Origin of the sequence: Lutibacter maritimus (genome assembly GCF_900116115.1) — a bacterium.
In the GTDB taxonomy this organism is placed as follows: Bacteria; Bacteroidota; Bacteroidia; order Flavobacteriales; family Flavobacteriaceae; genus Lutibacter; species Lutibacter maritimus.
The window spans coordinates 25,229-37,954 of sequence record NZ_FOZP01000007.1 but is presented as its reverse complement, the minus strand read 5'-3'; the positions used below and the strand labels follow the sequence as shown (position 1 = coordinate 37,954).

The following is a 12,726-nucleotide window of genomic DNA, read 5'->3' as shown; positions in this document are numbered from 1 at the left end:
TGGATTTCCATATTTCCTTTATTTTTAACTTTAAACTAATTTAGAGATGAATCTAGTCAAGAATATACTAACTTTTTTAAGAAAAAAATCAACTAGCAACAAGTTAAAATCACCTGAAGGATTTTGCCCAAATTGCTGGGGGAGACAAGAATATGGAGGCAACTTTTATAAAGCATTAAAGGCTGAAAATATGAAAGATTTGGAACATAAAAAAGGTTGGATTAAAATGTATGTTGAAAATAACTTAAAAGGTATATACCTACAAACCAATGAAAAGAAACTAGTCTGCAATGTATGTTATGAAAGCTACAAACACTAGTGATAAAAATATTTTAATAAATCATATGAAAAACACACATCATGAAAAAATTTCCAATACCTCCTTTTAACGAAGAAACAGCAAAAATAAAAGTACAGATGGCAGAAGATGCATGGAACACCCAAGATCCAATCCAAGTTTCTAAAGCTTATACCATAGATTCTGAATGGCGAAATAGAACACAGTTTATTAACGGAAGAGCAGAAATTATTGATTTTTTAACCCAAAAATGGAAAAATGAAAGACACTACAAACTAAAAAAAGAACTTTGGGGTTTTAAAGAAAATAGAATGGCTGTTAGATTTGAGTATGAATTTCAAGGTGATAACGACCAATGGTATAGAGCCTATGGTAATGAACTTTGGGAATTTGATAAAAATGGTCTTATGCAAAAGCGTTACGCAAGTATAAATAATTTAAAAATTGAAGAGACCGACAGACAATTATAAAATTTAATATTAAACAGCATCATGAATAGAAGGCTTTTAGGAAATGTATTAATTTTCATACTTATTATTTTACTAGGTTCTGGTATTGCTATGTACCTCATCCCATTTAGTAAAGGTCTTGCCTCTTTACATACCGTTTTTGGTTTCTTGTTTGTATTGGCTATGGTATTTCATATAATCAATAACAAAAAGCCATTATTTAATTATATAACTGGAAGTAAAAGATCTAGTTTTCAAAAACTTCAAGCACCATTTATCTTTAGCTTTTTGGTAGCAATTGGTATAGGTTTATTCCTTAACGTCCCAATATTAAACAGCATTTATAATTTTGGTAATCAGTTAAAAAATCAAAAATTAGGTAAAGATGAAACATCTTTTGATTATGAAGTAATAGAACTTTCCAATGTTAATGGACAGCATCATTTTGAAGTCGAGTTAAAAAAGGGTAGTGCTTTTAAATATCCATTATTTGCAATATGGCTAGAAGATAGTCTTGGTAATTATATAGAAACACTTTATATTTCTAGGGTGATAGCATCAAGCACATTTGATTTTGGTAAAAACGTTAATGGTAAATGGCAATCTGCTATAAAAAGACGTCCTGAAGCTTTACCTTATTGGTCTCATAAACGAGGTATAAAAGCTTCTGATGGACTATACATTCCTCTTAATAATGCTAAAGATCTTGATGCTGTTTCTGGAGCAACACCTACAGGTAATTTTATCATTAAATCTAGAAGTAATATATCTACTTTAAATGGCTATAAAGTAATGTTAGAAGTCAATCAATCTTATGATTGGAATACCTTTTATACAAAAGACAAGTTTCCTGATGACGAAATATATTCCGGATCAGGTCAAGTTGGACAACCGTCTTTAATTTACACGGCAGACGTATCTTCTAAAGACATCAAAGACAATAATTATAAAATAATGAAACTTATTGGTCATGGGCATCATTCAGGAAAAAATGGTACACTTTACAAAGAGCTTTCATATATAGACACAGCAAAAAAAATAATAGATAGAGTAATTTTAAAGACTTATAGCAACTAAAAGCAATACTAATTATGGAACAAAGAGATAGTTTTACACTTACAAACCCACAAACGGGTAATTTGGCTTTCAAGCTAAGTTATTTTGAACATAATAACCCCTTTAGCCATATAGAAAAGCATAACTACTACTCCCTTATTTGGATACAACAAGGAGTTGGAAACATAAAAGCCAATTTTAATAGTTATTCCTTTAAATCCAACACATTGCTTTCTTTTTCACCTCATCAACCTTTTTTACTAGAAACTAACAGTTCTCTTAAAGGTTTAGTTATCCATTTTCATCCAGATTTCTTTTGTATTCATAAACATCAAAAAGAAGTAGCTTGTAATGGTGTACTGTTTAATAACATCTATAATCCTCCTTTTGTAGATGTAAATGTTAAAGCACAAGAGCATTTTAATATGGTAATAGAACAAATTAAAAATGAAATGCAAAATCCCGCTTTAGCACAATATGAATTATTAATTTCTTATTTAAAAATATTTTTAATAACAGCTTCAAGATTAAAAACAGAACAACAAACCGAAGTATCAAAAACACCTATTAAGAAAGAAGAACCCTTTATTTTACAGAATTTAAAAAATTATATTGAAACGCATTACAAAACAAAGCACTCAGCTAGTGAATATGCCAATATGTTAGCAATTACTCCAAAAGCATTAACAAGGCTAACCAAAGCTCATTTTAATAAAACCTTAACCGACTTAATCTCTGAACGTATCATTATAGAAGCCAAAAGAGAATTATATTTAACTAATAAAACTGTTAAAGAAATTGCGTACGAGTTAGGCTATAATGACGAATACTATTTTAGCAGATTTTTTAAAAAAAATGCAGATGTATCTCCACAACTTTATAGAGAAACTATTGGTTTTAATAGAGCCTCAGTTAGTTAAAGGAATTAAAAAAATGAACACCCATATGGTATATAAATTATCTGTTTAAAATCAATTCTAATTGTAGCCATATTTTAAGGCGAGTTATTATTGTGTTACTTTAATGTTTGAGAAACGTCTTAAATGAAAAATATTTTAATATAATGAACTATAAAAAAAAACAAATTTCGCTTTCAATACTCTTTTTAATCTTATGTCAATTGAGTATTAATGCCCAAATAGCTGATAAAATAAAATTAACCAAGGACAATGAACTTTTAGGGTTAGGTACATATTTAACCATAGAATCTGAGATCTTGCCTGAAGATAGACCAATTATTATTTCACTACCAAATGGTTATGAAGAGAGTGAAGCTCACTATCCTGTACTTTATCTTTTGGATGGCTTAGGAAATATAAAACATGTAGTTGGGACCATTGAGTTACTTACAGAATCTGGAATCATTCCTCCAATGATCATTGTAGGCATCGAAAGTATAGACAGAGCGAGAGATTTAACCCCATCAAATGCTGGAGAGAATGTTTATGGCGGATCCGGTAATGCTGTTATTCCACAAAGTGGTGGAGCTCCTAAATTTCTTCGTTTTTTACAAAATGAATTGATTCCTTATGTTGAGTCGAATTATAGAACCCATCCCTATCGTATTTTAGAAGGGCACTCCTTTGGTGGATTATTTAGTGTATATGCTTTTATGGAAAAACCAGAATTATTTGATGCGCTTATCGTTCAGTCTCCCGCTTTATGGTGGAATAATGAAGAAATGACCAAAAAAGCTACTGAATTTTTCAATTCGCATCCCGACTTGAACAAATCAATATATTTTGGGATTGGCGGTGGTGACGGCTGGGGAATGAGAAATGAATTAATCCGCTATACGAATGTTATCAAAAATGTGGGCTCTAAAAATCTGCATTGGAAGCATGAAGAAGTGGGAAATGAAGGGCATGATGATGCCAGACTAATCCTAAATTATCATGGGTTAAAATTTATTTTTTCCGATTTAAAACCTACTAAAGAATTTCAGGAAAATTATAGTAACGAAACTTTCTTAAAAGGTGAAAAAGAGCTAATAAACAAGTATGGTATAAGTGCCAGAAGACCTGTGGGTGATTATTTTGACTTAGCAATGAAACTGATAGACGATGAAAATCCTATAGGAGCAATAATAGTTTTTAAAAGGGCCTATGAGGCATACCCAAAATATGTTGGAATTTTGACTAACCTGGCCCAATTGTATGAAAAGACAGGGCAAATAAATAAAGCGATTGACACTTACGTTTTAGGTATTAAAATGTCGAAAAAATACAAATTAGGATATGAGGATGGCTTTCAAAACGAAATAGAAAAGTTAAAAAAAATGTAATAAAATTATTCCACCAAATAAGATTAATCTTAGCGTTTGATTATAAAACACCCAATATAGTATATAACTTATCCATCTATTATATTCTAGGCCTAGACACTAGTGGTTGCTAACTTTAATTTTTAAAAAGTATGGTTTTGGCATTAAGTGTAGCTTTAGAAGATAATAAAGGAGTGAGCTTTAACTATTAAATTAAAGATTTAATGAATCGAAAACAACAAATTTCAGAATACAAAGGAATGATCATTAGGGACAGCACTTTTACCGCTAAAAATGAAAATTTAAACAGATGAAAACATATTGCAAACAAAATTTAGAAGAATTAAAAAAGCTTGTGATTAAATTGTCTGATCAAGAATATACGTATGGTTCTAAATTACTGTCAAATGCCACAATTGGACAACATGTTCGTCATATTTTAGAATTTTATCAAAGCGTTTTAGATGGTTTAGATTCAAAAATTATAAATTACGACAATCGAAAAAGAAATTTGCTAATTGAAACAAATAAGGATGTTGTCATTGAAGTGATTGAAAGTATTTGTTCAAAATTAACAATGGAATTTTCAGACGCACTTTGCTATTTGGAAGGTAATTTTTCTGAAAATGAAAAAAATGAAACTCTAATAAAAACAACTGTATTTAGAGAGTTAGCTTATTGTTTAGAGCACAGTATTCATCATCAGGCCTTAATAAAAGTGGGTTTATTGGAATTAAACAAAGCATCGTTTATAGATGAAAATTTCGGATTGGCTCCTGCGACTATTAGATATAAAAGGAAATGTGTACAGTAAGTTTTGTTCAGCTAAAAGATAGTTTTGTGTTGACATCCAACAGGGATGAAAAAACCACTCGTCCTACCATTTCACCAAAAATTTATACTGATAAGAGCATTAAATTAATGTATCCCAAAGATGAAAAAGCTGGTGGTACTTGGGTGGTTGCAAAAAATGAAGGCACGGCAATTGTTTTATTGAATGGCGCATTTGAAAATCATAAAAAAAAAACCAATTATTTAAAAAGCAGGGGCCTTGTCTTAATGGAAATGATAAAAGCATCAAATCCGATAGGTTATTTTTTTTCAATATCATTAAAAGGTGTAGCGCCGTTTACGCTCATTGTTTTTCAAAATAACAAATTAGTCGAGCTGAAATGGGATGAAAAACAAAAGTATGATTTAGAACATTCCATATCAGAATCGCATATTTGGTCCTCTTCAACACTTTACAATCGATCGCAAAGAGAACTTCGCACCCAATGGTTTGAGAATTTCAGCGCAAAAAATAATCCAATGTCTCCAGAAAAAATTCTTTCGTTTCATAAGAATACCCAACCTAAAAATAAGAAATATGGACTGGTGATTAATAGGGACGATAATATAAAAACATTAAGCATTACACAACTTTTATTAAAAAATAACCGTATTGAAATGACCTATGTGGATTTGGAAAATAAGGAATTTATTGAAAAAACATCATTTTGAGAGCTTTAAAAAACACACTTCATAAAATCCTGAATTGGGAATATTGGCCAATGAACGTGTTATATTTTCCTATTTATTTCTATTGGATTTATTTGAGCATTAAAGCAAAATCGTTGGGTTTTTTTAGCGCAAGCAATCCACGAATCATCAACGGTGGGTTTGCATTGGAAAGCAAAAAAGGAATTTATGATTTAATTCCGCAGCAATATTATCCTGAAACCCTGTTTATTAAATCCAGTGAAAGCTGGGAAACAATATTGAAAAAACTAACGGCTTCTAATATTAAATTTCCTTTTATCATAAAACCAGATATAGGTTTGCAGGGATTACGCGTGGAAAAAATACACGATGAAATTGAATTGGAAACCTATTTAAAAAAAGTAAAATACGATTTTCTTATTCAAGAGTTCTCGCAATTTCCATTAGAAATTGGCTTGTTTTATTACAGAATGCCCAATGAGAAAATAGGGAAAATTACCGGGATTGTATATAAGGATTTTCTCATCGTAAAGGGAAATGGTAAAAATACGGTGGAGGAACTAATTCTTCAAAATCCGAGATTTGCGCTTCAATATGACATTTTAAAGAAAAAATTCGGAATTGAATTGGCTAGAATATTACCAAAAGACGAAAGCCTTAATTTAGTGCCTTTCGGAAATCATGTTCGCGGGAGTAAATTTACCGATGTAAGTGATTGGATCAACGACAAATTAACTGAAACCTTCAACAATATCTGTATGCAAATTCCCGATTTTTATTTTGGTAGACTGGATATTATGTTTCAATCGAGAGAAGACTTGGAGAATGGCAAAAACTTTTCCATCATAGAACTGAATGGAGCAGGGAGTGAACCTACGCATATATATGACCCTAAGCATTCTATTTTTTTTGCCTGGAAAGAAATTATAAAGCATTACGATATTTTGTATAAAATAAGCACTTATAACCATCAAAAAGGATATGCATATTTGAATATGAAACAATCAAGGCAGTTGGTGATTGACAATAAAAAATTAACAAATTATTTAAAATCAATTAGCTAAAATGAAAATTTTAAAGCGTATCTCATTCAAAAAATATTCATTTGCCTTAGGTTTTTTCATCAGCCTAATGGGGACGTTACCTTTGGGATATCTCAATGTAGTTGGTGTACAAATATTGCTGGAAAAGGGGAATTGGGCAACAACTTCCTTTATTTTCGGGATTGTGGCAGTTGAATTTTTTGTATTAAAAATAGCCTTTTATGGCGCAAATTGGTTGGTTGAACAAAAAAAATTACTGTTGTTAATTGACATTTTTACAATTGTTTTCTTTTCTTGCATTGCCATATATTTTTATTTTAATATCGGCAATGAGAAAAATTTTAGTTTATCGCAATTGCAATTAATCAAGTTTCCGTTTGTTTTAGGGGTGCTGCTTAATAGCTTAAATTTTATGCAATGGCCCTATTGGTCGGGCATTTATGTTTTCTTATTCAGAACAGAAAAAATAAAGCCAAAGACTAATCAAAATAACATTTTTATTAGAGGTGCGCTCTTGGGAACGTTTTCGGGAATGATGCTTTTCGCCCAAACAGGAAACTATTTCTTAATTGACAAAAAGACGGACATGGGCAAATACCTTAATGTTATTTTTACTTTCATTTTTTTGGGATTGGCGCTTTTTCAATTCATCAACCTGTTTTGGAAGAGATGTAAAGTCAATTTAATTTAAAAAAATAAAAATTATGAACTATAATAAAAATTTCAATTCGGTGACACAGGTTATAAAATTATAGAATGACGCAGTAGCAGCGGACTTTGATGGGGATGCAGATTTGATTTGGCAGGTTGGTATGGTAATTTTGGATGTAAAACAGCAGAAGGTGATTTTGGAGAAGACGTTTTGAAAATTCCGTACTATAAAATAGCTTTTAGCACTAAGGAATGCTTAATGTATTATTCAGTAATTAAGGGATCTTTCCAACGGATAGCCTATCGGTTTTGAACTTTGTATTGGTAGCAATGAAGAGTTTATAGATCTATGTGTAGCGTTGAAAACACGAATTTTTTACCCGATTTTATCTGTGTTGAAGGGGAGAAGATGGTATCTGTGATACACCTGTTGAATTTTTAAATTCGTTAGGTTCACCTTTGCTAGAAGAGTTGTTTTTTTGTGTTAAGTGTCTTAAAAAAAATATAAGATAAAATAAGATATTGAAGTAATTACTTCGGGTAAGTTGTTTTCTGACTTTCATATGATTGGTTGCTGGTTTTGGTAACAGACAACATTAACAGGATACTTCCCAGGATGATGTCAATTGGAAGCCTTCATGCGTTGCAATGTTACACCAAACATGTTCAGTTTTTGTGGCAACCCAAAAAAAGGTTACTGAAAGAATTGCAACTTGTGGGAATAGGTATTTGTAATTTAGACCATCTAAAGACGACTATCAATTAAGAAATTAAAATTATGGCGCTTGTATAGAATTAAGCGCTAAGAGTAGTTAAATATTAATTAAAAAATCATTAAAAATTATTAAAAAATGAAAAAACAATTTATTTTATTAGCATTAGTAAGTGTTATAGGGTTTCAATCGAATGCACAAATAGCAGATAAAGCAGTAGATATCTCGCCGTTATTAATTGGTGAAGTTTTTCCGAATATACTTTTGAAATCACAAGATGCAAGTGAGCACTTTACCTTAAATATCCTAAGTAAAAAACCAACAATTATCCTCTTTTACCGTGGAGGTTGGTGTCCATATTGTAACGCCCATTTGGCAGAAATTCAGGAAGCCGAAAGTGAAATTTTAGAACTAGGTTATCAAATTGTTGCTATCAGTCCAGATACTCCAGAAAATCTGAAAATTACAGATAACAAAAACAAAATTAACTATGGTTTATATTCAGACAGCGACGGAGAGCTAATTAAAGCAGTAGGTATTGCTTTTAAATCACCTGAAAAATATGGTAAAATGTTAAGTGTAAAATCAGGAGGTTTAAATGAAGGTTTTTTACCTGTACCTGCTGTTTTTATAGTAGATACATCGGGAAAAATTTTATTTGAATATATAAATCCTGATTATAAAACAAGATTATCTGCATCCTTATTAATTGCTGTACTGAAAAATCTGGGTATTAAAAAGTAATTATAGCCACAGAATAGGTAGAGAATTTATTATTTTCGTATTAGCTATAAAACTTACTATTAGTTATTTTCATTTCCATAGAAAATTTATGAATTTTCAGTTCGGATACTATTTTTTGATATATTATTCACTTAATTTTTTTGGAAAGGAAGTTTATTATCATACAATATAACCGCAAATTTAAACTCATAAAATACTTTCATCAAAAGACTACGGCATAAAGCCAATGCCTTTTCCTTGCTTATTTATTCCGTTTCCTTTTGAGCTAAGATTTTATCTTCCGTTTGGTTCCTGCTTAAATATTGTTTAATCTAAAATTTAAGTATTATGACAACGAAAGAAGTTAAAAACAGAATGAATGGTAAAGAAGTTGCGACCGTTAAAAAAGAAGTCAAAGAGAAATATTGGCATACCCATTCATGTCAACTTTACTGCGTTTAATGTAAAAAAGAAGTGAAAATAGATTTTGCATCGGTGTCAATTAATAAATTCTCTTTAAATATACAAAAAATAATTTAATAATAAACCCTGTAACATTAACTAAATCAGAACTTTATAGGTGATTAGGTGTCACTTTTGACTTTTTAAAAGTGACACCTAACTAGACATATTTTATAAGTGTTTTAATGCCTTTAATTGATGTTTTAGGAAATTAAAAAAGCCCATAAACACTATGTTTTTGGGCTTTTAGTGAGATTTGTTGTTCTCTCAGCGGAGAAAGAGGGATTCGAACCCCCGGAGGTGTGACCCTCAACGGTTTTCAAGACCGCCGCATTCGACCACTCTGCCATTTCTCCTTTAGCGAGGGCAAATATAAAACCCTTTTTGGTTTAACAAAAACTTTTTTTCATTTTTTTTTTAAAATATTTTGAGAATTAAAAAAGTACATTTGCTAATTAATTAAAAGTATGGATTCTACAGTAGAAATTTTAGTTTTAGTAACAGTTGGTTTTATTGCGGGATTTATAAATACCGTTGCGGGAGGAGGTTCTTTATTAACCTTACCAGTTTTAATCTTTTTAGGTTTACCTCCAAATGTAGCTAATGGAACAAACAGAATTGGAATTTTATTTCAAAGTATATTTACAACTGCAGGTTTTAATAGTAAAGGTGTAAAAGCTTTCCCTTTTGGTTTATATGTTGGTATTTCTGCACTAATAGGGTCGGTTTTAGGAGCTCAACTAGCAATTGATATAAAAGGGGAAATTTTTAATAAAATTTTGGCTGTAATTATGGTTTTAGTGGTTGCCTTTATGGTAATGAATTCTAAAAATAAACCATTAGATATTATTGAAAAAAGTTCTGGTAAACAATTATGGTTAAGTATAGTTTTGTTCTTTTTTATTGGTATTTACGGTGGTTTTATACAAGCAGGTGTTGGTATTATTATGCTTTTTGTTTTATCAACAGTAAATAATATTTCATTAGTTAAAAGTAATGCTATTAAAGTGTTTGTAACGCTTATTTTTACTATTTCCGCAGTTATTATTTTTGTTATTAATGATAAAATTGATTGGAAATTAGGACTTATATTAGCTATAGGAAATGCTATAGGAGGATGGATAGCGAGTAGGTGGTCAGTTAAAAAAGGCGATAAATTAGTGCAAAAATTATTAGTGATAATGGTTGTCATTATGGCAATAAAACTATGGTTTTTTTAAATTTATTTCATCGTATAATTAAACTCCTTCTAAAATACTTTTTTTACATTTGTCAACTAATTTATTATTATGGCTAACTCATTTGGAAAACTTTTTACAATAACTACTTTTGGTGAATCTCACGGGCCTGCAATTGGTGGTGTAATTGATGGATGCCCTGCGGGGATTGAGTTGAATTTTGATACGATTCAAGCAGAATTAGATAGGAGAAAACCAGGGCAGTCAAAAATTGTTACGCAGCGAAAAGAGCCTGATGAAGTGCAATTTTTGTCTGGGATATTTGAAGGTAAAACAACCGGAGCTTCTATTGGATTTATTATAAATAATGTACACCAAAGATCTAATGATTATTCACATATAAAAGATTCTTATCGACCATCACACGCCGATTATACGTACGATAAAAAGTATGGTGTTAGAGATTATAGAGGTGGAGGAAGAACTTCTGCTCGTGAAACTGCAAATTGGGTAGTAGGTGGAGCTGTTGCTAAGCAAGTTATACCTAATATTACAATAAATGCATATACTTCATCTGTTGGAGATTTATTTTTAGAAAAACCTTATCAAGATATAGACTTTAAAGAAACAGAGAACAATATTGTTCGTTGTCCAGATCCTGAAGTTGCAAAAAAAATGATTCAAAAAATTGATGATATTAGGAAGCAAGGCGATACTATTGGGGGTACAATTACTTGTGTAGTTAAAAATGTGCCAGTTGGTTTAGGAGAACCTATTTTTGATAAACTTCACGCCCAGTTAGGAAAGGCAATGTTATCTATAAATGCTGTAAAAGGTTTTGAGTATGGTAGTGGTTTTTGTGGTGCTAAAATGAAGGGAAGTGAGCATAATGATATTTTTAATGCAGATGGAACAACCAAAACAAACTTATCAGGCGGAATTCAAGGAGGTATAAGTAATGGGATGGATATTTATTTTAGAGTAGCTTTTAAGCCTGTTGCAACTATAATGCAAGCGCAACAAACTATTGATAAAAAGGGGGATATTGTAGAAATGCACGGAAAAGGTCGTCATGACCCTTGTGTTGTACCAAGAGCGGTTCCTATTGTTGAAGCATTGACCGCCATGGTATTGGTAGATTTTATGTTACTAAATAAATAAAATTAAGGCTGAAATTTAATTTCAGCCTTAATTTTAAGCATAAATTATTAAAAAGAGAATAGGAATTAAAAATCCTAAAATGGTATAAATTCCTCCCCAACCATTTAATCCGTTTTTACCTTTATTCATAAATAAAGATGTTATTGCAAATAAAATAAGTGCACCAGCAAAAATATCTGAAAACCAGGTCCAAAATTTATTAGGGTTGTAATGTAAATAGTTGACTTCATAAAATAGTGGGCGCCTTTTTAAAAATTCAGCATTTCCATTGCCGCTTTTAATATTAACTATAATTGAAGAACCACCTTTTAAAAAAATTTTTAAATTATTTTGAGAAGGAAAATAATGTTTTTTATAATTATCTCTATGATCTATTTCATCTAATAATTCTAAAATATTGTTTTTTAATGAAGCAGTTTTTTCTAAATTTATTGATGTAGAGAACGATTTGTTTTCTACTGAATAGTTTGGATTCCAATCGCTCATATGGTTTAAAGCAATTCCAGAAATAGCATATATTAAAGTTGTGCCAATAAAAAAGAAACCAATATCTCTATGAAGTATTCTACTCCATTTTCGTATTTTTTTCATATAATATTTTAATTATTTAGCTTCTATATGTGAAACATATTTTAAAGAGTATAATGAAATATGATCTACATTATTAGCTTTCATTTGATCTCTGTACTGTTGAACGTGCTTTTTCTTAGCTTCAAATTGTTCTTTATTGGAAACGCCTTCAGAGTGGCTTTTAATATTGTCTTCATCCATTTTTAAACAATAAGACTCGTCAATTCGTTCTTCAACAACAATTCCCTTTACTGCTATTTCACTTCCCATTAAAGCCTCATCAAATCGTTCATCAGAATTTATATGGACATCACCACCGTCTGTAACTAATAAAATTTTCTTTCCACCATGTTTGCAAACGTGATCTACAATACCTTTAACTTCAACTTCTTTGTTAACATATTCACTTGCTTTAGTGTCAAATTCAGCTAAAGCTACCACAGGAGTTTCTTCAATTTTAACGATTTGAGAATTTTCTTCAACTTCAGGTTTAGATTCGGTTTTACAAGAAATAATAAAAGTTAAAATTATTAATAGAAATACAATTTTTTTCATTTTAAAGTTATTTAAATTTATAAATTACTGATTTTACGTAACTATAAAAATAACAATGATACGTTTTAAAATAGCTGATAAATGTCAGTCAACTTATTGTTAATAAGTAACTTAAGTTTCTT

General features: G+C 30.4%; 14 protein-coding genes and 1 tRNA gene. 12 read left to right on the top strand and 3 right to left on the bottom strand.

Annotated features, from left to right (window positions below; all coding sequences use genetic code 11):
- Positions 1 to 46 precede the first annotated feature (46 nt).
- From BM335_RS11855 to BM335_RS11810, 10 genes are all read left to right on the top strand, one after another.
- Entirely contained in the window at positions 47 to 319 is a 273-nt protein-coding gene (locus BM335_RS11855) for a hypothetical protein (RefSeq protein ID WP_090227888.1), read from the top strand.
- A 41-nt stretch (positions 320 to 360) separates the two neighbouring features.
- Entirely contained in the window at positions 361 to 768 is a 408-nt protein-coding gene (locus BM335_RS11850) for a nuclear transport factor 2 family protein (RefSeq protein ID WP_090227885.1), read from the top strand.
- A 21-nt stretch (positions 769 to 789) separates the two neighbouring features.
- The gene (locus BM335_RS11845; protein WP_090227880.1) at positions 790 to 1,824 is read left to right on the top strand and encodes a T9SS type B sorting domain-containing protein; all 1,035 of its coding nucleotides are present in this window, start codon (positions 790 to 792) and stop codon (positions 1,822 to 1,824) included.
- A gap of 14 nt (positions 1,825 to 1,838) precedes the next feature.
- Positions 1,839 to 2,723: a helix-turn-helix domain-containing protein gene (locus tag BM335_RS11840; protein ID WP_090227876.1), complete on the top strand. Its 885-nt coding sequence runs from the start codon at positions 1,839 to 1,841 to the stop codon at positions 2,721 to 2,723.
- 143 nt (positions 2,724 to 2,866) lie between these two features.
- Entirely contained in the window at positions 2,867 to 4,087 is a 1,221-nt protein-coding gene (locus tag BM335_RS11835; RefSeq protein WP_090227871.1) for an alpha/beta hydrolase-fold protein, read from the top strand.
- A gap of 289 nt (positions 4,088 to 4,376) precedes the next feature.
- The gene (locus BM335_RS11830) at positions 4,377 to 4,880 is read left to right on the top strand and encodes a DinB family protein (RefSeq protein ID WP_090227867.1); all 504 of its coding nucleotides are present in this window, start codon (positions 4,377 to 4,379) and stop codon (positions 4,878 to 4,880) included.
- On the top strand, positions 4,868 to 5,569 hold the full coding sequence (locus BM335_RS11825) for an NRDE family protein (protein WP_090227862.1): 702 nt from the start codon (positions 4,868 to 4,870) through the stop codon (positions 5,567 to 5,569). Before BM335_RS11830 ends, BM335_RS11825 begins: the two co-directional genes overlap by 13 nt.
- On the top strand, positions 5,566 to 6,612 hold the full coding sequence (locus tag BM335_RS11820) for an ATP-grasp domain-containing protein (RefSeq protein WP_245780664.1): 1,047 nt from the start codon (positions 5,566 to 5,568) through the stop codon (positions 6,610 to 6,612). Before BM335_RS11825 ends, BM335_RS11820 begins: the two co-directional genes overlap by 4 nt.
- A 1-nt stretch (position 6,613) precedes the next feature.
- A complete protein-coding gene (locus BM335_RS11815) occupies positions 6,614 to 7,282 on the top strand; it encodes a hypothetical protein (RefSeq protein ID WP_143102420.1) in 669 nt (222 codons plus the stop codon).
- Between the two features lie 811 nt (positions 7,283 to 8,093).
- Positions 8,094 to 8,699 (top strand): peroxiredoxin-like family protein, encoded by a 606-nt coding sequence (locus tag BM335_RS11810; RefSeq protein WP_090227854.1) that lies wholly within the window; start codon positions 8,094 to 8,096, stop codon positions 8,697 to 8,699.
- A 712-nt stretch (positions 8,700 to 9,411) separates the two neighbouring features.
- Here the strand turns inward: BM335_RS11810 and BM335_RS11805 are convergent.
- Positions 9,412 to 9,496: transfer RNA gene (locus BM335_RS11805), tRNA-Ser, on the bottom strand.
- Between the two features lie 111 nt (positions 9,497 to 9,607).
- Between BM335_RS11805 and BM335_RS11800 the strand changes: the two genes are divergently transcribed.
- Both BM335_RS11800 and aroC read left to right on the top strand, forming a co-directional pair.
- Positions 9,608 to 10,360, top strand: a complete 753-nt coding sequence (locus tag BM335_RS11800) for a sulfite exporter TauE/SafE family protein (protein WP_090227851.1) — start codon at positions 9,608 to 9,610, stop codon at positions 10,358 to 10,360.
- 66 nt (positions 10,361 to 10,426) lie between these two features.
- Entirely contained in the window at positions 10,427 to 11,479 is a 1,053-nt protein-coding gene (gene aroC, locus BM335_RS11795; protein ID WP_090227847.1) for a chorismate synthase, read from the top strand.
- A gap of 33 nt (positions 11,480 to 11,512) precedes the next feature.
- Here the strand turns inward: aroC and BM335_RS11790 are convergent, their stop codons facing one another.
- Together BM335_RS11790 and BM335_RS11785 are read right to left on the bottom strand one after the other, a co-directional pair.
- Positions 11,513 to 12,070: a PepSY-associated TM helix domain-containing protein gene (locus tag BM335_RS11790; RefSeq protein ID WP_090227844.1), complete on the bottom strand. Its 558-nt coding sequence runs from the start codon at positions 12,068 to 12,070 to the stop codon at positions 11,513 to 11,515.
- A gap of 12 nt (positions 12,071 to 12,082) precedes the next feature.
- On the bottom strand, positions 12,083 to 12,604 hold the full coding sequence (locus tag BM335_RS11785) for a hypothetical protein (RefSeq protein WP_090227840.1): 522 nt from the start codon (positions 12,602 to 12,604) through the stop codon (positions 12,083 to 12,085).
- Between the last annotated feature and the right edge of the window lie 122 nt (positions 12,605 to 12,726).